Origin of the sequence: Pedobacter mendelii (genome assembly GCF_014635725.1) — a bacterium.
GTDB classification, from domain to species: domain Bacteria; phylum Bacteroidota; class Bacteroidia; order Sphingobacteriales; family Sphingobacteriaceae; genus Pedobacter; species Pedobacter mendelii.
This window is the reverse complement of the sequence record NZ_BMDJ01000009.1, coordinates 45,268-66,296: the sequence shown is the minus strand read 5'-3', so window position 1 is coordinate 66,296 and position 21,029 is coordinate 45,268. Positions and strand designations below refer to the sequence as shown.

The 21,029-nt window shown below is 33.5% G+C and carries 23 protein-coding genes and 1 riboswitch; of the genes, 6 read left to right on the top strand and 17 right to left on the bottom strand.

All coding sequences use genetic code 11. From position 1 onward, the window contains the following. Positions 1-38 precede the first annotated feature (38 nt). Positions 39-140, bottom strand: a riboswitch (SAM riboswitch). A gap of 117 nt (positions 141-257) precedes the next feature. The 3 genes from IEV50_RS14775 to murQ form a co-directional block, all read right to left on the bottom strand. After that, complete coding sequence (locus IEV50_RS14775; RefSeq protein ID WP_188415758.1) at positions 258-1,013, bottom strand: Bax inhibitor-1/YccA family protein; 756 nt, start codon at positions 1,011-1,013, stop codon at positions 258-260. A 237-nt stretch (positions 1,014-1,250) separates the two neighbouring features. After that, on the bottom strand, positions 1,251-1,817 hold the full coding sequence (locus IEV50_RS14770) for a hypothetical protein (protein ID WP_188415756.1): 567 nt from the start codon (positions 1,815-1,817) through the stop codon (positions 1,251-1,253). 187 nt (positions 1,818-2,004) lie between these two features. After that, positions 2,005-2,814, bottom strand: a complete 810-nt coding sequence (gene murQ / locus IEV50_RS14765) for an N-acetylmuramic acid 6-phosphate etherase (protein ID WP_188415754.1) — start codon at positions 2,812-2,814, stop codon at positions 2,005-2,007. Between the two features lie 188 nt (positions 2,815-3,002). On the opposite strand from murQ, the gene IEV50_RS14760 reads away from it, so the two are divergent. Together IEV50_RS14760 and IEV50_RS14755 are read left to right on the top strand one after the other, a co-directional pair. After that, positions 3,003-4,607 (top strand): S41 family peptidase, encoded by a 1,605-nt coding sequence (locus IEV50_RS14760; RefSeq protein ID WP_188415752.1) that lies wholly within the window; start codon positions 3,003-3,005, stop codon positions 4,605-4,607. A 13-nt stretch (positions 4,608-4,620) separates the two neighbouring features. Further along, on the top strand, positions 4,621-5,217 hold the full coding sequence (locus IEV50_RS14755; protein ID WP_188415751.1) for a short chain dehydrogenase: 597 nt from the start codon (positions 4,621-4,623) through the stop codon (positions 5,215-5,217). Positions 5,218-5,512: 295 nt separating this feature from the next. Here the strand turns inward: IEV50_RS14755 and IEV50_RS14750 are convergent, their stop codons facing one another. The 13 genes from IEV50_RS14750 to IEV50_RS14690 all read right to left on the bottom strand — a co-directional run bounded on the left by IEV50_RS14750 (position 5,513) and on the right by IEV50_RS14690 (position 16,185). Beyond that, positions 5,513-5,905: an energy transducer TonB gene (locus IEV50_RS14750; protein WP_188415749.1), complete on the bottom strand. Its 393-nt coding sequence runs from the start codon at positions 5,903-5,905 to the stop codon at positions 5,513-5,515. A 123-nt stretch (positions 5,906-6,028) separates the two neighbouring features. Beyond that, a complete protein-coding gene (locus IEV50_RS14745; protein WP_188415747.1) occupies positions 6,029-6,691 on the bottom strand; it encodes a SusC/RagA family TonB-linked outer membrane protein in 663 nt (220 codons plus the stop codon). A 2-nt stretch (positions 6,692-6,693) separates the two neighbouring features. Continuing rightward, the gene (locus tag IEV50_RS14740; RefSeq protein ID WP_229746760.1) at positions 6,694-7,185 is read right to left on the bottom strand and encodes an energy transducer TonB; all 492 of its coding nucleotides are present in this window, start codon (positions 7,183-7,185) and stop codon (positions 6,694-6,696) included. Next, complete coding sequence (locus IEV50_RS14735) at positions 7,170-8,696, bottom strand: M56 family metallopeptidase (RefSeq protein ID WP_188415745.1); 1,527 nt, start codon at positions 8,694-8,696, stop codon at positions 7,170-7,172. The genes IEV50_RS14740 and IEV50_RS14735 overlap by 16 nt, the downstream gene beginning before the upstream one ends. Beyond that, positions 8,693-9,070, bottom strand: coding sequence for a BlaI/MecI/CopY family transcriptional regulator (locus tag IEV50_RS14730; protein WP_188415744.1), 378 nt, complete (start codon positions 9,068-9,070; stop codon positions 8,693-8,695). The genes IEV50_RS14735 and IEV50_RS14730 overlap by 4 nt, the downstream gene beginning before the upstream one ends. A gap of 112 nt (positions 9,071-9,182) precedes the next feature. Next, the gene (locus IEV50_RS14725; protein ID WP_188415743.1) at positions 9,183-9,824 is read right to left on the bottom strand and encodes a response regulator transcription factor; all 642 of its coding nucleotides are present in this window, start codon (positions 9,822-9,824) and stop codon (positions 9,183-9,185) included. A 3-nt stretch (positions 9,825-9,827) separates the two neighbouring features. Continuing rightward, positions 9,828-10,481 carry a sensor histidine kinase gene (locus IEV50_RS14720; RefSeq protein ID WP_188415742.1) on the bottom strand — a complete coding sequence of 218 codons (654 nt, stop codon included), beginning with the start codon at positions 10,479-10,481 and terminating at the stop codon, positions 9,828-9,830. 104 nt (positions 10,482-10,585) lie between these two features. Further along, positions 10,586-11,236 (bottom strand): hypothetical protein, encoded by a 651-nt coding sequence (locus tag IEV50_RS14715; protein WP_188415741.1) that lies wholly within the window; start codon positions 11,234-11,236, stop codon positions 10,586-10,588. A 30-nt stretch (positions 11,237-11,266) separates the two neighbouring features. Next, a complete protein-coding gene (locus tag IEV50_RS14710) occupies positions 11,267-11,752 on the bottom strand; it encodes a hypothetical protein (RefSeq protein ID WP_188415739.1) in 486 nt (161 codons plus the stop codon). Positions 11,753-12,350: 598 nt separating this feature from the next. Beyond that, positions 12,351-13,943 carry a M28 family metallopeptidase gene (locus IEV50_RS14705; protein ID WP_188415738.1) on the bottom strand — a complete coding sequence of 531 codons (1,593 nt, stop codon included), beginning with the start codon at positions 13,941-13,943 and terminating at the stop codon, positions 12,351-12,353. Positions 13,944-14,211: 268 nt separating this feature from the next. Next, positions 14,212-15,012, bottom strand: coding sequence for an ABC transporter permease (locus IEV50_RS14700; RefSeq protein WP_188415737.1), 801 nt, complete (start codon positions 15,010-15,012; stop codon positions 14,212-14,214). 2 nt (positions 15,013-15,014) lie between these two features. Beyond that, positions 15,015-15,923 carry an ABC transporter ATP-binding protein gene (locus IEV50_RS14695; protein ID WP_188415736.1) on the bottom strand — a complete coding sequence of 303 codons (909 nt, stop codon included), beginning with the start codon at positions 15,921-15,923 and terminating at the stop codon, positions 15,015-15,017. A 1-nt stretch (position 15,924) separates the two neighbouring features. Beyond that, positions 15,925-16,185 (bottom strand): hypothetical protein, encoded by a 261-nt coding sequence (locus IEV50_RS14690; protein WP_188415734.1) that lies wholly within the window; start codon positions 16,183-16,185, stop codon positions 15,925-15,927. Between the two features lie 245 nt (positions 16,186-16,430). On the opposite strand from IEV50_RS14690, the gene IEV50_RS14685 reads away from it, so the two are divergent. Next, a complete protein-coding gene (locus IEV50_RS14685) occupies positions 16,431-17,462 on the top strand; it encodes a sensor histidine kinase (RefSeq protein WP_188415733.1) in 1,032 nt (343 codons plus the stop codon). Between the two features lie 60 nt (positions 17,463-17,522). Next, entirely contained in the window at positions 17,523-18,272 is a 750-nt protein-coding gene (locus IEV50_RS14680; protein ID WP_188415731.1) for a LytR/AlgR family response regulator transcription factor, read from the top strand. A 10-nt stretch (positions 18,273-18,282) separates the two neighbouring features. On the opposite strand, the gene IEV50_RS14675 is transcribed toward IEV50_RS14680, so the two are convergent. Beyond that, entirely contained in the window at positions 18,283-19,041 is a 759-nt protein-coding gene (locus IEV50_RS14675; protein ID WP_188415729.1) for a lysophospholipid acyltransferase family protein, read from the bottom strand. Positions 19,042-19,255: 214 nt separating this feature from the next. Here IEV50_RS14675 and IEV50_RS14670 point away from each other — a divergent pair, with 214 nt between their 5' ends. After that, entirely contained in the window at positions 19,256-19,690 is a 435-nt protein-coding gene (locus tag IEV50_RS14670) for a MarR family winged helix-turn-helix transcriptional regulator (protein WP_188415727.1), read from the top strand. Positions 19,691-19,707: 17 nt separating this feature from the next. Continuing rightward, positions 19,708-20,967 (top strand): MFS transporter, encoded by a 1,260-nt coding sequence (locus tag IEV50_RS14665; protein ID WP_188415725.1) that lies wholly within the window; start codon positions 19,708-19,710, stop codon positions 20,965-20,967. Positions 20,968-21,029: the final 62 nt, after the last annotated feature.

The window sequence follows — 21,029 nt, the reverse complement described above, 5'->3', positions numbered from 1 at the left end:
AAAGCTTATTAAAAAGTTGGAAAATGATTGTAATCCTAAACTTATCTTTTCCCGATAAATCGGGATAGAATTTAGCACCTTGTTGGCACAGGTTGCTAAGACATCGTTGGGTCTAATCCCTCCGTCTTTCTTTATAAGCGATACAAAAATGCAACAAAGCATTATCAATTCCAAAATTTATCGCTTTGCTACCAAATAAAATTACAAAGGCCACGCAATAATGCATGGCCTTAAGAATATTGTTCTGTTTTGTTCGATTATTTTCTACTTCCGAATATACGAAGTAAGAAAAGAAAGATGTTTAAGAAATCCAGGTATAAAGATAATGCTGCGACAATAGCCATTTTTTTAGATTCTACAGCTAAAACTTGCTCGCCACTTGCTTCAATACCTTCGCCAATGCGTTTAATTTTTTGTACATCATAAGCAGTTAATGCAGTAAAAATTGCAATACCAATGTATGCCATAAATAAACTAAAACCTTCACTTTGGATGAACATGTTGATTATAGTTGCAATAACTAAACCAATTACACCAACCATTAAAATTGGTCCAAATTTACTTAAATCGACATTTGTGGTATAACCCATAACGGCCATAATTCCAAATATACCGGCGGCACCAGCAAAACAGCTTACTACCGAACCGGAAGTATATGCTAAAAGAATAAAGCTCAAACTTATTCCAGTTAATACTGAATAGAGTACAAAAACACCAATTAATGCAGGTAGCGATAATTTGCTAAGACCAAATCCCATTAGCAAAACTAAGCCAAGTGGTGCAAACATCGCTATGTAACCAAATATCGACATACCAACTTTACCTGTATTTGGATTGATTGTCATTAAGTATTGCATTAATTGTTCATTTGTTCCAAATAAGTATGCTGCAATAGTTGATAAACTTAATGCCACAAACATCCATAAGAAAACATTTGCGAAGAACTTTTTAGAAACAGAGCCTTCTTGTACAAAAACACTATTTGTTTGATAATTATAATTTTGTTGTTCCATTTTATTTTTGTGTATTTAATAATCTAATTTTTTCGTATGGTTGATAATAGATATATTTTCTTCTATCAAAAATTGTGCAAGATTAATAAGTTTCATTTCAAATACGTTATTCCTGCCAATGTTATATTAACATCTCAATATTTGATTTTCCAACTGCATTTTTGACATGAATATTAATCGATTGTGATTTAAACAATAATTACCAGAAATCAAGTCTACTTCTTTAAATCTAATTATTTAATTTAATCTTTTTGTCAACTGCTCTTCAACTTTTTTAAAGAATTGTAGTGGTTTTAGCGTTCTCCAAGGCATGTTATCAAAAGCACCTCCAAAGTTAATGTAATAATCGATACTGTTATCTTTAAATTCTCTGATAACATGTTCCTGAAAATTAACGCCGACTATCCAGCCATCTTCAACTTCCTGAAACCATTCTTCGTAATAACTATCGTCGGATGCATGGAAGTTTAATACATTTTCACCTATTAAGATGAATTTATTCAAGCCTTCATTCATCATTAGTTCCAAAATATCTCGCTTCATAAGCATAATATCATTGTTTATGGCATCATTCCATTCGCCAATAAATTCTATAATTGCATAACTTCTGTCGTAATCGGCATAAAGCACTTTCATATAAAGCGTATTCGAGCCAAATTCATCCCACTGAGGATGTAACAGAAAGTTATAAATCTGCTTATCAAAATATATTTCTGAATATTCGGTATTGTAAAAAGGAGAACGCTCATCTTCTGCCGAAATATAATCATCTCTCCACTGGTAATAAGGCTCTATTTCGTGCATGTAACTTTAATTTTGAATGAATGATTTTTGAATGAGTGAATGTTTTCGAGCGATTGCGCCATTCTAAATTCTCTAATTCAATCAAGCTATAATTTAAAATGATGAATGATTGAATTCTGAATTAATAATTGTCTAAACCTATCGCCACAGTCTCACTTTCTATAATTCCTCTATTCAATCATTTTTTCTAATGAATTTGCTTTGCCTCTACGGCTCTACGTACACTTCCATGAGTTGTCAAAAGTTCTGCAGCTTCATCGTACCCAATATTCAATTCGTCGGCCACCATTTGTATTCCTCTATCAACCAATTTATTATTGGTTAATTGCATATCAACCATTTTATTTCCAACAACACGTCCTAACTGAACCATTACGGTCGTGCTAAGCATATTTAAAACAAGTTTTTGTGCTGTTCCTGATTTCATTCTTGTAGAACCAGTAATAAATTCTGGCCCAACAACCACTTCAACAGGAAAATCAGATTCAGCCGCAATTGGCCCGCCCGTATTACAAACAATACATCCTGTTAAAACACCAATTTTCCTTGCTGTATTTAATCCACCAATTACATAAGGTGTAGTTCCAGAAGCGGCTAAACCAACCAGGCAATCTTTTTCGTTGATATTAAACTCTAGCAAATCTTTCCAGGCTTGTTCAGCATCATCTTCGGCAAATTCTACAGCTTTTCTTATCGCCGTATCGCCACCTGCAATTATTCCAACAACCCAATCAAAGGGTACACCATAAGTTGGTGGGCATTCAGATGCATCTACAACACCCAAACGGCCACTGGTTCCTGCGCCAATATAAAAAAGACGCCCGCCTTTTTTCATTCTTTCCGTAACAGCTGAAGTTAATTTTTCTATCTGAGGCAAAGATTTTTCAACTGCATAAGCAACAGTTTTATCTTCATTATTAATGCCCTGCAAAACTTCCAAAACCGACATTTTTTCAATGTGGTTGTAATTGGATTCATGCTCGGTAACTCTATCCATAAATTTAATTTTGATAAAATTCGGTAATTTCTTTTTAAAAACTGCGCTAAAATCCCAAAAATATATGTCCTAAATTCTAATATCCTTTTTTAGATAGTAATTATTGTTAAATATTAGAAACAAAAGACTATATAACGAACTTAAAAATTTAATCAACGCGCTAATTTTCATAAATTTGCACAACGTCCATGAAAAAGAATACCCGTAATAATGCCCTGATTGCTTTGAGCTATTCTGTAATTTTAATAGTCGGGATGTTTTTGGGTATAAAATTTATTAAAGATCAGGGTTATGGCATTCAAAAGCCAACAAGATTGGCCGAAAATTCCGATAAACTCGATGAAATTCTACACATCATTAATGGAAATTACGTAGACGACATCAATACAGATTCTTTACAAAATTTACCAATAGATAGTGTTTTGCATCAATTAGATCCTCACAGCGTTTACCTACCTCCATTAAATGCGCAAGACATGCAGGATGATTTAGAAGGAAATTTCGAAGGAGTTGGCATAGAATATTATATGCTTAATGATACCATGATGGTTACCGGTGTAATAAAAGACGGACCAGCATACCAAGCTGGAATTAAGCTTGGTGATAAAATTTTAAGCATAGATACAACAATAGTAAGTGGAAGAAATTTACCTAAAGACCAATTAAGTGGTCGTTTTAGGGGTAAAGCCGGAAGCGGAGTAAATGTACTTTTGATGCACAATGGTGGTCAGCTACCCAACCGTGTTATGGTAACCAGAGGTAAGGTTAACATCAGCAGCATTGATGCCGCTTACATGATAAATCCTGAAACAGGTTATGTTCGAATTAGTAAGTTTGGTGCCAATACCGATGATGATTTTACTAAAGCTGCAGGTAACCTAAAATTGAAAGGAATGAAAAAACTGATTTTAGACTTACGTGATAACGGAGGTGGTTATTTTAGTGCAGCAACGGGATTAGCAGATCAGTTTTTACCCGAAAATAAATTAATTGTTTACACACAAGGTAAGCATGAACCACGAACAGATTATTTTTCTACAGGAACCGGAACCTTTCAACAGGGTAAACTTGCCATTTTAATCAATGAAAATACGGCATCGGCCAGTGAAATTGTGGCAGGCGCAATCCAGGATTTAGGCAGGGGAATTATTATTGGCCGCCGTTCTTTTGGTAAAGGGTTGGTACAGGAACAATTTTCTTTTAATGATGGCTCTGCCTTAAATTTAACTATTGCCAGATACTACACACCTTCGGGAAAAAGTATTCAAAAATCGTATAAAAAGGGTTATGATGCTTACAAGCATGAATTGGATGAACGCATGAGTGATGGTGAATTAACAGGCGATTTAACTTCTTTTAAAGACTCTATCGATAAAAATGATGGTGTAAATTTATCTCAGATTAAAAAACCAAAAACTAGTGGAGGCATACAACCCGATATTTTTGTAAAATTAGATACTATAGGTTATAACAAATTTTATAGCGGATTGGTAAGCAAAAAGATATTATCCGATTACGTCTTTAATGTACTTACTAATAAATACAGTTCTGGTTACATTGAACAGAATATAAATGTATTCAATTTAAACGACCTGGATTTTAAGGATTTCATTGGCTTTTTGCAACGCAAAAATGTACAAATAGATAGGTTCCAATTATATAATTCTAAAACAGTTATTCTTAACGATTTGAAGGCTTTACTTTGCCGATATTATCTCGGTGATATTGGCTATTACAAAGCTGCGAATCAAAATGACAATGCAGTTAAACAGGCATTGAATAACCTACAATAAAAATATTTATTTTATGAAAATCGTCATAATTGGCGCTACAGGAACTTTAGGCAAAAAAGTTTCGTTCGCTTTTTCTCAAAAACATGAAATTATTCGCGTTGGTAAATCAAGTGGTGATATTCAGGCAGATATTACAGACGAAGCATCCATTAAACAAATGTTTGATAAAATTGGAAGTTTTGATGCTTTGATTAGTACCGCGGGGCAAGGTCCTTTCGCACCTTTAAATAAGATGACAGGAGAAAATTTCAAAAATGGCTTACTGGACAAGCTTTTAGGACAAATCAACCTGGTTCTCATTGGTCAGCATTATATTAATAAAAATGGTTCATTTACCTTAACCTCTGGCATTCTTTCCGATCATCCTGTAGCTGCTGGATCTGCTTTAAGCACAATAAATGGAGGCCTAAATTCTTTTATTTATGCAGCATCGGCTGAGTTTTCTAATGGCATCCGGATCAATGCAGTAAGCCCAAATGTTGTAGAGGATTCTCCATCTTATTTTGATTCTTTTCCAGGTGAAATTCCCGTATCGATGGATAAGGTAGTTAAAGCTTTTGAAAAAAGCGTATTGGGAATTATTACAGGCCAGGTAATTAAAGTTTTTTAATTTCTCTAATATTTCCCAGTTTTTAAATAAAGAAATTAGAAGTAATTTGTAGAAAAGTATCGAAAGCAAATGTAAATTAAATGAAAGCTTAAAAAACTTAGTAAGCAAACAATAATTTGCTAAAATGGAAAAAATAATATGTCAGCATATCAAATATTTGAGTAAATAAAAATTTTATTCTGTAAAATTTGTATATACATTAAAGATTTTATAAATTTATTGCTCCGAGACAGGAGAGAAAACATAAAACCCCGGCAATTTGTCGGGGCTTTGTGTTTTCTGTAATTATGTTATTTTAGGACTGTTTAAAGTTTATGTTAATATTATATTTTACCCTAACAGGTTTACCTTTAACAATTCCCGCATTCCATTTAGGAGATTGAGTTAATACCCTCAAGGCCTCCGCGTTTGTTTCTTTTGTCAATCCTCTTGTTACAGAAATGTCTGTTAATTTTCCTGTATTTTCAACAATAAACGAAAGCCAAACCTTTCCTTGCACATTTTCTTTCTTAGCTCTCTCTGGAAATTTAATGTTCTTTCCTAAATATTCATAGAAAGCTTTCATCCCACCAGGATATTCAGGTACTTTATCAACAGAAACAAAATCATAAATCTTCTGTGCTCTACTTTCTAAGTTGCATATTGTCATGACGATAAGCATGACAGGCAAAATCAATAATCTTTTCATTTTTTTAATTTTGTTAAATTACCTATGTTAATTTCTAAATTTTTGGCAAAAACATTTTCAGCTTCGAATTTTAACGAAGTCAATTTTGATAAAACAATAAATATATTAGGTAGATTGTTGTGATTAGTATTTATCCAAAGCCTTTTCTGTAGCTTTCAATATAAGTTTGGGCTTTGTTGTAATTAGAATTACACCATTACTTGCCAACGGACCATAAAGTTCAATTGCAGTTTTATCTTTTATTATGGATACGGCTTGTATATTTTTATTATCAAGAGCATCCATTTCTTTTTTTTCTATCCTATTTCCATTCAGGATATATAAAACTTCATTAGCTGCTAATGGGCGATTCAAACTTCGAAATACTAAACTTAAATCTTTATTTGACTTTATTGTATCTTCAACTTTATCAATTTTAGGCGTATAAGCGAGATTACTCAATTTGCTTACATTATTTAAAAGAGCAATTTTGCTTTCAAGTAATTTATTCGCTACATTTCCTTTGCCCGAAATTGTGCTTATAACTACAGCACCAAAAGTAGCTTCTGGTCCAAATAGAATAACTGCGTTTTCACCTTTCAATATAATAACTTCTGCAATTGTTTCGGGATTTAAGCTTGCAATTGAGAAATCTGTATTTGGATTTTGCACTATTCCATTAACAGCATAAATTGGCTTTTTAGTAGCGTTTGAATTTACTGTTTTTGTTGTTTCAGAAGCTTGCTGAGCAAAATTATTGCTGACCATCACCAATATTAAGGCGACTGTAATAAATATATTTTTCATACCTAAAACTTTAATTTTAATTCATTTTGTGAAGTCTTATCAACTAACAACTCATGAGCATTTAAATTTCTAAAAATTTGACCTCCAGCAGCCTTAGTGGTTACAATCAACACACCATTTTTGCCTTTAGCTCCATAAGAAGTTATAGCAGCACGATCTTTTAATACAGAAATTGAAGCTATAGACTCTGACTTAATATTTGTTATCACATCACTACCTTGAATAACACCATCCAACACAATTAGCGGGTTTTTTGTGCCATTCAAATTACCAATACCACTATAAGTTAATTTGGTGGTAACCTTTCCCTGACTACTCGAGGCATTGTCGATAGCTTTAGTAGGCTCCGTTAAATCATTTAATGTAAAATTGATGTTGATGTTGTATTTAACACGAACAGGTTTGCCATTTTGGATACCTGGTTGCCATTTTGGTGAGCTTTCAAGCACACGTTTTGCTTCTTCATCGGTGCCGCTACCTAAGCCTCTAGTAATTTGAATATCAGTAAGCGCGCCATCTTTTCTACTGTAAATGATAAGTAAACTTTACCTTGTATATTGTTTTCTTGTGCTAATGCCGGATACTTAATTGTTTTCCCCAAGTATTCGTAAAACTTCTTCATTCCGCCTTCAAATTCGGGTTGCTTTTCTATAGATACAAAATCATAAATTTTCTTATCATCTGTATTTGAAGGAGCTAAACTTTGACCAGTAATATTTAATTGAGATAATTCTTTGTAACCTTTTGCAATTGGGATGTTTTGATTGTTGATTGTGGTTTCTAATTGTGGCAAGCGGAAACCTACTTTTATTGCATATTTTCCATTATCCACATTTTTAAAGCCATTATAAGAAACAATTGCTTTCATTACTTCCTCATCGCAGCCGCCACCTAAATCAATATTGTTAATTAAATTGTTTACACGCCCGTTTTTGATGGTAAATTTAATCTGACTATTACCTTGTAAGCCATTTTCCTGTGCTTCTTTAGGATATTTAATTTCTTTACTGATGAATTCGTAAAATGCTTTCCAGTCCTTTTCTACCGGAATGTTTTTAGCAATTTCCTTTATTTCAGGTTTTGCATTATTCTCAACCTCAAGTGGTTTAGTTACAATTTCCTGAACCAAATCAATTGGTTTTTCTAATGGAATTTGTTCTGAAATGGATAGCAATTTTTCATTCTTACGTATCGTTGCCGAAGAGAAAACAATTAACAGTGCAAATAGCGGGATAAAAATTCCATACTTCATTACTGCAATCTTCTTAGAACGCTCTTTATGAAGCATGTAAATCCTTTTCTTTACTAATGATTTTTCAAAGAAATTACTGGTAAGTGCATTCGGGCTTATGCCAAACGACTTACTCAAAATTAACATTGCATATTCAGTTTTATCACCTTGATACGCTGCAGCATGCTCATCAGCCAAAAATTCATGAATATTTTTTATGGCCTTCTTATAAAAATAAATTACCGGATTAAGCCATGTTATGATGCCAATGATTTCGAAAAAAAGGATGTCCAAAGTGTGCCATTGCTTAATGTGCGCCTCTTCATGAACATCGATTATATTGCTTTGAGGTAATTCTGCATCGATTATTTTCTTACCAAAAAAAGAAAAAGCCGAGCCATCTTTTGCATTTTTAATCAATTTATTTACGGCCAATAAATTAAATATTAGCCTGCAGGTAAAGAACAAAATACCGCTACAGTAAATGTAAACCAATAAATTTGCCCAATTAATCCCTTCTTGCGTTTCAGTTACAATAGTAGCCTGTTGCAACACCGCATCCCACTTAACAGTTGTATAAACTTGTTGTGCAGCCTTCTGTTCCATTAACCATTCCAAACGGATAAAAGGTATGCACAGCGATAAAAAGCCAGCGGAAACCAGGTAAAAACGGTTTAAAGTAAAATAGGTTTCCTTATCTAAAAGCAATTTATAGAAGCCATAAAAAACAATCAGATATAAGTTTACCTGTAGAAGGTAATGGGCAAAACTCATCTTGGTCTGTGTTTAATTTTGTTAATCATTTTTAAAATCTCATCCACATCACTTAAATCTAACTTTTCTTCTTTCACGAAAAAAGAAAACATACTTTCTACTGAGTTTTCAAAATAATTACCCAATAATTTTTCTGTAGCATGGCGCTTATACTCTTCTTTGCTAACTAATGGGTAATACTGGTGGGCTTTTCCAAAAGCATTGTGACCAATAAAGCCTTTTGTTTCTAAAATTCTGATGATTGTTGAAACCGTATTATAAGCTGGTTTCGGAAGCGGCAATTCGTCGATTACTTCTTTAACAAATGCTTTTTCCAATTGCCATAAAACTTGCATTATTTGCTCTTCGGCTTTGGTTAAATCTTTAATATTCATTTTATTTATTGATTATAGGAATGGAACTAATACGTCCTTAACTTTAAAGTTAAAACTAATTAATTAGTTACGCAAGTTTTTCCTGAAATAATTTTATTATTATTTTTATAGCTTAAATTTTAATAAGATTATGCTTAATTCCATAAACTACAAGACCAGTCCTGGTTTTGATATTAAGCTTTGCAAATAACGATTCTCGATAATTATCAACCGTACGCGGACTGATATTCATTAAATCTGCAATTTCTTTATAAGTAAATTCGGTACTGCAATGTTGTAAAAATGTATGCTCCTTTTCGGTTATAAGCGGTTTTGGATCACCTTGCTTTAATGAGAATAGTAACCGGCCTGAAACCATTTCGTTAATGTAAAAACCTTTTTCAACTACCGCTTTAATGGCTACAACCAAATCATGAGGAGTAGATTCTTTTAGCATATAACCACCAGCACCTGCTTTCAACATTCCAATTATGGCCTTTTCTTCTTCAAACATACTTAAGGCCAATACATTCACTTCAGGATATTCTTTTTTAATGTATTGGGTTGCCGCATAACCATCCATTAAAGGCATATTGATATCCATGAGAATTAGTTTCACATCAGGATAAAGTTTTATCTGCTTTTGCATATCTATTCCATTTGTAGCCTGAAATACGACATTAATTTCTTCAAATTCAGATAATAAATTAGCCAAACCCGAACGAAAAAGTGTATGATCATCAACAATAGCGATTGATATAGATTGTGTTTGCATAACTTAAGGATATGGAATTTCTATAAAAATGGATGTGCCCTTTTCAAGTGTTGAATTTACATCAATTTTCCCTTTTATCATCTCAATTCTTTTGTGAATAGAAGCTAAACCAATTCCTACTTTTTTAATTTTAGCTTCTTCATAGTTAAAACCAATGCCATTTTCTTTTACCGTTAATAAAAGAATTTCATTTTTTATAAATGCATCTATTTGAATGGAAGTAGCTTGTGCATGTTTAATTATGTTGTTAATGATTTCTTGCAAAAGCCTCAAAATGATTAAATCTTTATCTGGCGATGAAACTTTTAAATCAAGTAAATCATTATTTATTTGAAGTTCGTAACCGCCTACTCTTTTCAGCCAATTAATTTCTTGGTCAATTGCATTGCCAATACCGGATTCTACAATCTGTTCGCCGTGTAATATCTTGGCTAGTCCTCTAATTTCTTTTATCGATTTGTTTAGCAGCGAAAGCGAGTTGCCAATCTTTTCGGATACCTTTTCATTTTCAGGAATATGAATTGAATTTAATGTTAGTGTTGTTAAACTTAATATTTGACCAATGTTATCGTGTAATTCGGTAGCAATAGTCTGCATAGTTTGTTCCTGAACTTCGATATGCGTTTTTAAAATTTCTGCTTCAAATTTCTGACGCATATTTTCTTTCTCTACAAAATGATTTTTTTTATGGCGGTTGTAGGATCTGACATACAGTAGTAAGAATATTGGCATGAGTAGAAAAACTAGCGAGGCCAATAAAATTATTGACATATTTTCCGCTGACGAGCTCTGCATATAAAAGAGTAAATCCAAAAACAGTGTAAGATAAGGTTGAGTGTGTTGTATATAATCATTCTGGTAATATACTTTCCTAAGAATTTTTGTTGTATGATATTGTCGAAAAAATTGGCAATTGTTCCGCCAAAATAATAAATTATAACACCGCCAACCCACCAAAAGGCAGCATGATATTTTAAATCAACATAATTCTCATCTTTTAAGAGAACGAAGAAGTATAACAAGCCATATACCACAAACACTACCGACATAATGCTTACAGTAAATGCATTGTAGCTATTTATTCCGTAAATAAAAAAATATCCCAAATAGATGATTAAGGTAGCTATATAGATTACAAGTATCCATAGTTTTATATTGACATAGTCTTTTAGAAAGTTGTAGAATCCATATGTAATAAAACTTAATTCAATAAAAATAAATATGTTATAAATTGCAAGATTGGTGTGGTAAATTCTTCCCCAATATTTCCCTAATACTTCTGTTCCGGCTGATAAAAAAATATAAAGTATTAAAATTCTCCAGAAAGAAGATTTATCTCTAATCAGAAATATAATTCCAAATAACAGACTTGTTAATTCTGTAATTGTAACCCAGTTTAAAAAGTATGACATTCAGGTATGGTGTTGATTATCTTAATTGATTTAAAGATTCATTAAATCACTTTCATTATCGCACATTGTGGGGCATAAACTTCCTCTATTATCAGGGTCTGTTGGCAATGGTGGGTCGCAAATAGGATGTTTTCCTTTTTTATGGTGGTGCCCATGGCCTACATTATCTGTAAAATAATCTGTTTTTGGTACGCCATTAATAACTTTTGTAACTACGAATAATATAGTATTCATTTCTACATAATTATCGGGTATCTTATCGCCATAATCTAACTTGTTAATTGCATCAATTATTTCTTGTGTATACCTTGCGAAATACACCCGAACACCATCTCCACCTAATTTATTAACTTTTTCGGCAAGCTGAGTGATTTGCTTAGTTGGAAACCATGCTGCTTCCGTGTAACTTCCTTTATCAGCTTTTTGACTTTCTCTAAACGCGGCCGTCATTTTTTTTGCAATATCTATTGGAATGGTATTGTCTATACCATCTCCTTTAAGTAGGTTTCTTATCATAATTTGCTTGGGGGAATTTATTTCTTTAAAATTGGCGATAAATACGCAAACAATCAACCGTTAAATTGCCTTACATAATACCGTAAAAACACCCTGCAAAAAAAGGGTAATTCAAGCCTTAAACCTATTATTATTTCCTTCTAAATTTGAATTAAGAAAAAATTAAAATGATATCGGTGTGGAGGATAGTTTAAATTTTAATGAGATAATCATTTAAACAAACTGGAAAAAATCGAACATCCCAATGTTAAGTTTCAAACAAATAAACTCTGGCACTCTCAAAGATGAAATTTCGAAACTGCAAAAATCGGTTTGGAAAAAAAGTTATTTGTATCTATTTCAACGCTTATTGAATTATTTTTTATTTCACAATAGTTATTACAAACATTTATTTGTACCCCTTAATAAAATATTGCTGCCTCAGCACGCCTCTCAAAACAACTTAATTATTAACTCTCTAAATAACGTTGGTGCTTGGATAACAACGGGCTCGACCTCTAAAACTTTTTAGATGTAGTTAGGATTATTAAACAATCCCGAAAAAAGGCCTACCGTTGTAAATACGGAGGCCTTTTTTGATTTTATATTAATTTTAAATTTAGTTACGGGCAGGTGCCGTAGTTCCGGCTGCAGCAGCTGCGGGAACAGTTGGCAATTCTTTTCTCGGAATTTGTGTATCACGCTGAGAGGTATTGTAAACAAAAGAAGCAACAATCGTAGCTGCTTGTTTTAAATCATCTTCAACCAGTCTATCGTAGGTATCCATATTGCTATGATGTGTACGTGTGTTGTAATCCATAGGATCTTGAATAAACTGGAAGCCAGGAATACCTACCGCATCAAAGGCCTGATGGTCGGTTCCGCCTGTATTACTTGCAGTAATTGTTGTAGCACCCAAATCTGCAAATGGGATTAGCCAACTTTGAAAAATTGGGCCGGCTGCAACGTTTCCTTGTAAATAAACGCCACGAATTTTACCTGTTCCGTTATCTAAATTGTAATAAGCAGATATTTTTTTCTGATCAGGTGTTAAAACCATAGTTTTCGGGTCGCCGAAGTGTTTTGCAACATAACCTCTTGAACCGAATAAACCTTGCTCTTCCGAACTCCAGAGAGCGATACGGATGGTCCGTTTTGGTTTAAAATCTAATGTTTTTAAAATGCGCATAGCTTCCATCATCACGGCAGAACCTGCGGCATTATCTGTTGCACCTGTGCCTGCATGCCATGAATCGAAGTGACCACCGATCATCACCAATTCATCTTTAAGCTTTTTATCCGTACCAGGAATTTCTGCAATTACGTTATATCCTTGAGGATCTTGATCATAGAATGAAGTTTTCACCTCGGCTTCAATTTCTACGGGCTTACCTGCACGCAGCAAACGCAAAATATGTAAATAATCTTCCGCAGCAACTTCTAATTCAGGGGATACAGGCTTTGCATCTATTGCGTAAGAAGCACCATTGCTTGTAAAGAAAGTACCTTGTCCGCCACGGGCATAAGTCAAAATTAAGCCAACTTTTTCTTCAACAAGCATTGCACCCATAGCTGCACGAACTTCACGCATCTTCACCATTTGTGCCATCGCGTTATTTGCTCCACCCGGGCGTGGCCCTCTAGGTCCAGCTGCTGCAGGTTTTGCTTCTGCCATTTTGGATAAAGTACTATCAGCATAACGTATAAAATCTGGTTTAATACCACTCGCTAGCGGCGCACCAGCATCCATCATTACAATTTTACCTGCTAGTTTACCCTTATATTTAGCCAAATCTGCAACACTATCTGCTTTAATTAAAACCACATTTGATTTTATTGGCCCGTTGGTACCTGGTGTCCATGCCTTTGGCGATGCGATAATTGCATGATAATACGGCAGTGTTGTGGCGGCATAATATTTATCTACCTGCCAACCTTTACCAAAATTGCCCCAGGCTTCGAGGTGCGCATTTTTTAAACCCCATTCTGTTAATTGTTTCATTGCCCATTCCTGAGCTCTTTTTAAACCCGGAGAGTTTGATAGACGAGGGCCATTAGCATCGGTAAGGTTAAATGAAATATCCATTACTTTTGAGTTTTCAAGTCCTTCTTTTCTAATCTTTGATACAATTGCTGCGTCTGGGACTTCCTGAGCAAAAGCGTACATACATAAGCCCAGAGCAAATGCGGTGGTAGTAAATCTTTTTATCATTTCTTTTTAGTTAGGTTTGATTATTAGAATTTAAAAATACACTTTATACCGCTTTTAATGACTTTACAATGAGATTTTTACACAACAACAAAGTTGAATTTTGAGCGGTAGGAATTAAGTATTTACCAATATACCTGTGTAACCTAAACCTTATTGAAACGAAAAGCCCGCAATCCCGATTTTTCATCGGGAGCGGACTTGTAGTGTAAAGAAGGACTAACCTTAATTGAAAAAATGAAATTGCTTTCCAAAAAAATCTATTCCTTATTTATTTTATGCTTTTTTTAGATACAATGAAATAGCCTATTATGAAAAGTACAATAGCATAAATCAAACTGGTAATTATTTCTTGTGTGAAAATAGGAAAATCGCTAATGTTTACTGATTTTTTTGATGAAGTACTGCTGTTTAAAACAATTGAAGGATGGCTGTAAGGAATTAGATACGCATATTTCCAGCCAACATTTCCAGCTATAATGCCCATAATTGTACCAATAAAGCCGATACCCATAGGTTTTAAAAAATCAGACCAGATAAGACTTAATATGAATTGTATAGAGAGAATACCAAGCGAAGCTAAAAACAGTTTAAAATAAAATTTAACCAATAGCATGGATGGATCGTAGCCTGAAAAGTTATAGTCTGGAACCAGAATTTGTAGTAAATGACCAAAAAGGAAAGTGAAAAGTGCAAATAACAGCAAGCAGATAAAGATTAGTACAACTGCATAAATATATTTAGCTGCATAAATAGAAAGTTTGTTGAGCGGCTGAGCGAAAAGCATTTTCCAGGTATCGTTTTTATGTTCTATGTTATTTACTGAAAAAGCCATAAAAATTACGTAGAAAGGCATAATTAAAACACCCATAACACCTAATGCAGCCCCAATGTACCGCATCCACAATATTAGCGCTGGATAATGCATTTTTAATATCTTATCTGAGCCACTGTAAAAGCCAAAAGAAATTAAGCCGCAAATTACAAGTGGCAATAAAATGGCTGCCCAAAAAGCAAGTGTTTTTCTCGATTTATAAAATTCGGAGACTAAAGAAATATATAACGAGCGCATGATTAGTTGTTTTTAGTGATATCAAGAAACAGATTTTCTAAGTCTTTTCTTTTTTGATGAAGGCTGGAAACTGTAAAACCGTTTTGAACTAATAATGTATTTATTTGGCCGCTTTCTTTTGCGTTTTTAAACGGGATGATAATTTTAGTATTGATTTGTTCTGCAATTTCATAACCCGATTGTAGCAGAAAGGCAGATGCTTGTTCAACATTATTTACATCAATTTCTAACATGGGTTTGCTTAATTGATGAAGCTCGTCTATTGTACCTTGAAATAACAATTGCCCTTTATTAATGATGCCAACATGGGTTGCTGTTCGCTCTATCTCGGCTAACAAATGACTTGAAACCAGTATGGTTTTATTGTGCTTAGTTGCAAGTTCTATCATCAAATTTCGAACTTCAATAATTCCATTTGGGTCTAAACCATTTGTTGGTTCATCTAACAATAACAATTCAGGGTCTGAAACCAACGCTAAGGCAATACCCAATCTTTGCTTCATTCCTAATGAATATTTGCTCGATTTTTTATTAGCAGCCTCTGTTAAACCTACCAAAGCTAGCATTTCATCAGCTTTACTTTTTTTAATACCTAATAAAATGCAACGATTTATCAGGTTTTCTCTGCCACTTAAATGACCATATATAGCAGGTTGCTCTACCAAAGCACCAACACGTTTTAAAGTTGCAATGCGATTTCGGTTAATTTCTTTACCAAAAACAAAAACCTGATCGGCAGGTGACTGAAGCAGGTTTAGTAAGATTTTTATTGTAGTGGTTTTACCGGCGCCATTCGGACCTAAAAATCCATAAATACTTCCGTAAGGCACTTGTAAAGATAAATTTTTTACTACGGTTTGATTACCGAAATTATAATTTAACCCTACAGTTTCGATTGCAAAATTGCTCATCCTATTTAAAAATAGCAGTTGCTTGTTTTACAATTGAAGTCGAAGCTTTGGCAGGTTTAACTACCATCTCATCGTTTTTATTTTGGTTTGTATTTACGGTAAGCGTTAATACAATCATCATAAATACAGGTAATAATAAAAGTAAAAATGGCGAAGTGTTTGCTAATTTTTTCATGATTGGTTGAGTTAGGTTAATTGCTATAGAGCTTTCAACAGTAAGTGAAAAATTATTATTTGATGTATTTACTGCTGAAGTGTTCATATCGTTTTGTTTTGATAGTTCAAAGAAACACAAGAAAACAATCCTGCTAAAATCTATTATACCAAGTGTTAAAGATTATAGATAAACGGGCATTTTAGGCGTTTGTCGATAAATTTTGCCCGATGAGCCGTTCGTAGAAAAAAAATGCCCGTTGGTAGATTGTATAGTTAAATACAAGTTTCTTTATTTATTTTGGTTGCATCATTTGTTGTAGAGTAAAAACCTACATTCCTATAGTTGTAAATATGAAAAAAAGTAAAGGGCCTCTAATATTACATACCATTTTTTGGTTTTTAGTTTTGTTGATTATTGGTATGGTAGTATTCTTCGATGCAGAGCCACATTCATTGAAAGATTATTTTTTATCCTTTGGAGTTATAGGAGTAATTAATGTTTCTATTTTTTATATTAATTACATCATTCTGATACCAGAATTTATAAAGAAAAATAAAAAATATTGGTTGTTCTTAATGTCATTCATATTATTGATAGCAGCTGCTACATTAATTAAAACAGTTATAGCAGTACTTAATCCTGAAGAACTATTAAAGTATAAAATGGATGGTAAAGTTGGTGAATTCTCTGTTAATAGGTATGCAATAAATACTGTTTTTTCAAACGGATTTTTCTTGGTCAGCAGTTCTATTATTAGCTTTGTTATTGACTGGTTCGCCACAGAACGCATTCAGCGTAACCTGGAAAGTGAACGCCGGGAAATGGAACTTCAATTTCTTAAATCGCAATTAAACCCTCATTTTTTATTCAATTCGTTGAACAATATTTATTCCTTAGCATATCAAAAATCTGATAAAACTGCCGATGCAATAATGAAACTTTCTGAAATTATGCGTTACATGATTTATGAAAGCAATACACCAACGGTATCATTAAGCAAAGAAGTGGATTATTTGAAAAGCTATATTGAACTGCAAAAAATCAGGTTTAAAGATGGCGCATACGTTGAAATGACTTTAAGCGGCGAGATTGATGACCAGAAAATTGTGCCTTTAATGTTAATCTCTTTCGTAGAAAATGCTTTTAAACATGGCGTAGTTACAGACCCTGCTGAGCCTGTTAAAATTGATATTATTGCCAATCAGAAAATTCTGCATTTTAGTGTAATAAACAAAAAAAATACCCAAAATAAAGATGCACAAGGTGGCGTTGGCTTACCTAATGTTGAACGACGTTTGCAACTCGTATATCCTGACAGATATAAATTAAATGTTGTAAATTCGGCTACTCATTATACTTGCGAGTTAATGATTGATATATAAACTGCGTTAAATTTAAACCGATTTATTTATCATATTGAATTAAAATTATAGATACCTAAAATGAATTTAAACTGTATTGTTGTTGATGATGAGCCATTAGCGCTTGATATTTTGGAAGATTATATATCTAAAGTACCCTTTTTAACAATGGTTAAAAGATGCGAAAACCCTATCGAAGCTTTACAAATTGTTCAGGTCGGTGGTATTGATTTGGTTTTTTTAGATATTCAGATGCCGGAACTTACGGGCATACAGTTTTTAAAAATTGCAGGTAATAAATGCCACTATATTTTAACTACAGCTTATCCGCAATATGCATTAGAAAGTTATGATTTAAATGTGTCTGATTATCTGCTAAAACCCATTGCTTTCGATCGTTTTTACAAGGCTGTAGAAAAAGTGCACAATCAAAGCAAACCAGCTGATGTACCTCCTCCACAAATTCAACCGATAATAACAGCCGCACCTTTTTCGGGTTCGCCAAATCCTGTTCAGGATTTTATTTTTGTTAAAACGGAACATAAAATCCAAAAAATCTATTTACATGATGTTTTGTACATCGAAGGATTGAAAGATTACATCTCCATTTTTACTAAGGACGAGCGAATCATTACTTTGCAGAGCATGAAAAAAATGGAAGAAGCTTTGCCTCAAAGTCAGTTTATCAGGGTACACAAATCTTACATTGTTGCTGTTGATAAAATTGAAAGCATAGAGCGTAGCCGAATTACTATAAACAAAAAAATTATTCCTGTGGGAGATACTTACCGGGATGAATTTTTCAAAGTTATTGGAAATAAGAACATTTAAAAAATCCAATCTATACGATTGAAGGGTAATTTATGGGTTGCTTCAAAACCTTTCTAATCTCTGTTTCAATTTCTAAAGTAATTTCTTCTGGTGCTTTTCCAGCAGGCTCGATGGGTTTTAATACCGTCCATTTTAAAGCGTGGCCTGTTGTTAAAGGAAACATACCATATTGAACAATTTTCCATGAATTTTCTATAGCCACAGGAACAACCAATGCATTTGGGACAACTTTTAACAAGGTTGCCACACCACCAAACTGAAAGGTTTTTAACTGCCCGTCTTTGGCTCGCGTACCTTCAGGAAAAATTACGGTGCTCCAGTTATTATCTTTCATTCTACGCCCAAGCTTTATGATTTCTGAAATTGCCTGTTTATTATCTTTTCTGTTAATATTGGCACCGCCACCTAAACGCAAATTTATTGAAATGGATGGAATACCTTTAGTTAGCTCAATTTTTGAAATAAATTTTGCATGATGCTTGCGTAAAAACCAAATCAAAGAAGGAATATCATACATACTTTGATGGTTTGAAGCAAAAATAATTGGCCTATCTGTTGGTAAATCAAAATCGTTTTTAAAATTAATTGAGTTTACCAAAAAGATTTGGCAAGAGGTTAAGAAGAAGTTTAGCGCATCTACCGAAATTTTATGAGCTTTATAACCGAAAAACTTAAAACAAACCCATTGAATGGGATGGAAAATGCAAAGCATTAAACCGAAGAAAAAATAAAATACTGGCGTTAAAATGTACCCGAAAAATTTACTCATTTGATTATTTTAATTGTACAAAGATAGAAATTTGACTGTTTGATAAATGCATCTGTTAAATCTTTGCTATGAATGGTCTTTTTCATTTTAAGCGTGCAGTTTTATTAAATCATTTTTTAATCATCTTTTTTATGTCAATTAATTTCAGAAACTAACGGAGCTTCTAAGTTCGTACTATATTTGTAAGGTAAACTTATAAGTTCTACTTACAATAATGAGCATAGAAAATAGTAATTCAATCGCTTCGGCACTTCGTCCAGTTTTAGCAAGACTAAACCGTAAAATGCGCAAGCTTTCTCCATCAAATACGGTTCTATCTCAAACGGAACGTTCCATTCTGGTTTTATTGGAGCAGCATGATTATTTGCTTTCTGCAGAATTAGCTGTGCTTGAAAAAATTACGCCTCAATCAATGGGGCAACTGCTAAATCACCTTTCAGATTTAAATTTAATCTCTAAAACTGCATCTAAAACAGATAAAAGGAAAATTCATATTTCGCTTTCATCAGCAGGAAAAGAAATGCTGGAGCAGGTTAGACATGAGCGAGATGAATGGTTAAGTAAAGCTATTGCAGAAGTTTGCACGGAACAAGAACAATTAATTTTAAAAGAAGCTATAGGTCCTTTAACAAAGCTGGTTAATTTCTAATCAGATGGCCTTGAATTATGAACATCAGTACATTTAATGCATTTAAAAGCCGTAATTACCGCCTCTACTTTGGCGGCCAGTCCATTTCCCTAATCGGAACCTGGATGCAAAAAACAGCCGTAAGCTGGGTAGTTTACGAGCAAACACATTCTAACTTTATGCTCGGATTAACGCTTTTCGCAAGTCTTTTTCCTTCTTTCATTTTTTCATTTATTGGCGGGGTTGCATCCGATAGATATGATAGGTACAAGCTATTGTTATTTACGCAAATCGCCTCGATGGTTCAAGCCATACTAATGACGGTTTTGATTTTTACAAAGCATTATGATATATGGCAAATTATAGCCTTAAGTGCTTTATTAGGCTTAATTAATGCTTTCGATGTACCAGCCAGACAATCATTGGTTTATGAAATGGTTGATGATAAAGCAGATTTACCAAACGCTTTGGCATTAAATTCTTCGATGGTAAATCTTTCGAGGTTAATTGGGCCTGGTTTGGCAGGTTTAGCTTTAGAAAAATTGGGAGATGATATTTGTTTTGGCTTAAACGCAGTAAGTTTTATAGCCGTTATTGGCTCACTACTAATGATGAAGTTGCCAAAGTATGTTTCTAAACCGCATACAAAAAACATAGTTGGTGAGTTGAAAGAAGGTTTTGCCTACATAAAAGCTACACCATCTATTGCATCTGTTTTAATTATGCTGGCGTTGATAAGTTTATTTGTTTTGCCTTTTAGTACATTAATTCCGGTTTATGCTAAAGACATTTTTAAAGGAACGGCTTCAACTTTTGGCGTTATTGATAGCGTGATAGGCTTAGGTGCTTTTTCGGGAGCTATGTTTTTGGCATCCTTAAAACCTGGTAAAAACCTCCGGAAAATTTTGGCAATAAATACTTTAGTTTTTGGTGCCGGATTGGCTTTATTTTCTCATACCACCTATTATCCTATTGCATTGGTTTTTGCAACAATTTCTGGCTTTGGGATGATGTCGCAAATTACAATTAGCAACACCTTAATTCAAACCACAGTTGATCCAAATATGAGAGGAAGAGTTATCAGCTTTTATGCCATGGCTTTCTTTGGTATGCAACCACTGGGCGGTTTATTAATCGGCAGTATTTCGCAACTTGTTGGTACACCAAACACAGTTTTATTCCAGGGAGCGATTGCGGTATTAATCGGCTGTTTCTCTTACAGAAAGCTGCACCAAAGCGAAATTAAAAGCAATAAATCTGCTACACCAATGGAAGGACTTACGTTAGAAAAAATTTAAATTATTTATGCTTATTTATCTTTTTGAAAAATTGTTGTTTGTGAAAAAAGTTGATTATACTA

What these genes read in the sequence shown, in the direction of transcription:
- IEV50_RS14775 (WP_188415758.1), bottom strand. Translation starts at nt 1,013, where the DNA reads ATGGAACAACAAAATTATAATTATCAAACAAATAGTGTTTTTGTACAA.
- IEV50_RS14770 (WP_188415756.1), bottom strand. Translation starts at nt 1,817, where the DNA reads ATGCACGAAATAGAGCCTTATTACCAGTGGAGAGATGATTATATTTCG.
- murQ (WP_188415754.1), bottom strand. Translation starts at nt 2,814, where the DNA reads ATGGATAGAGTTACCGAGCATGAATCCAATTACAACCACATTGAAAAA.
- IEV50_RS14760 (WP_188415752.1), top strand. Translation starts at nt 3,003, where the DNA reads ATGAAAAAGAATACCCGTAATAATGCCCTGATTGCTTTGAGCTATTCT.
- IEV50_RS14755 (WP_188415751.1), top strand. Translation starts at nt 4,621, where the DNA reads ATGAAAATCGTCATAATTGGCGCTACAGGAACTTTAGGCAAAAAAGTT.
- IEV50_RS14750 (WP_188415749.1), bottom strand. Translation starts at nt 5,905, where the DNA reads ATGAAAAGATTATTGATTTTGCCTGTCATGCTTATCGTCATGACAATA.
- IEV50_RS14745 (WP_188415747.1), bottom strand. Translation starts at nt 6,691, where the DNA reads ATGAAAAATATATTTATTACAGTCGCCTTAATATTGGTGATGGTCAGC.
- IEV50_RS14735 (WP_188415745.1), bottom strand. Translation starts at nt 8,696, where the DNA reads ATGAGTTTTGCCCATTACCTTCTACAGGTAAACTTATATCTGATTGTT.
- IEV50_RS14730 (WP_188415744.1), bottom strand. Translation starts at nt 9,070, where the DNA reads ATGAATATTAAAGATTTAACCAAAGCCGAAGAGCAAATAATGCAAGTT.
- IEV50_RS14725 (WP_188415743.1), bottom strand. Translation starts at nt 9,824, where the DNA reads ATGCAAACACAATCTATATCAATCGCTATTGTTGATGATCATACACTT.
- IEV50_RS14720 (WP_188415742.1), bottom strand. Translation starts at nt 10,481, where the DNA reads ATGCGTCAGAAATTTGAAGCAGAAATTTTAAAAACGCATATCGAAGTT.
- IEV50_RS14715 (WP_188415741.1), bottom strand. Translation starts at nt 11,236, where the DNA reads ATGTCATACTTTTTAAACTGGGTTACAATTACAGAATTAACAAGTCTG.
- IEV50_RS14710 (WP_188415739.1), bottom strand. Translation starts at nt 11,752, where the DNA reads ATGATAAGAAACCTACTTAAAGGAGATGGTATAGACAATACCATTCCA.
- IEV50_RS14705 (WP_188415738.1), bottom strand. Translation starts at nt 13,943, where the DNA reads ATGATAAAAAGATTTACTACCACCGCATTTGCTCTGGGCTTATGTATG.
- IEV50_RS14700 (WP_188415737.1), bottom strand. Translation starts at nt 15,012, where the DNA reads ATGCGCTCGTTATATATTTCTTTAGTCTCCGAATTTTATAAATCGAGA.
- IEV50_RS14695 (WP_188415736.1), bottom strand. Translation starts at nt 15,923, where the DNA reads ATGAGCAATTTTGCAATCGAAACTGTAGGGTTAAATTATAATTTCGGT.
- IEV50_RS14690 (WP_188415734.1), bottom strand. Translation starts at nt 16,185, where the DNA reads ATGAACACTTCAGCAGTAAATACATCAAATAATAATTTTTCACTTACT.
- IEV50_RS14685 (WP_188415733.1), top strand. Translation starts at nt 16,431, where the DNA reads ATGAAAAAAAGTAAAGGGCCTCTAATATTACATACCATTTTTTGGTTT.
- IEV50_RS14680 (WP_188415731.1), top strand. Translation starts at nt 17,523, where the DNA reads ATGAATTTAAACTGTATTGTTGTTGATGATGAGCCATTAGCGCTTGAT.
- IEV50_RS14675 (WP_188415729.1), bottom strand. Translation starts at nt 19,041, where the DNA reads ATGAGTAAATTTTTCGGGTACATTTTAACGCCAGTATTTTATTTTTTC.
- IEV50_RS14670 (WP_188415727.1), top strand. Translation starts at nt 19,256, where the DNA reads ATGAGCATAGAAAATAGTAATTCAATCGCTTCGGCACTTCGTCCAGTT.
- IEV50_RS14665 (WP_188415725.1), top strand. Translation starts at nt 19,708, where the DNA reads ATGAACATCAGTACATTTAATGCATTTAAAAGCCGTAATTACCGCCTC.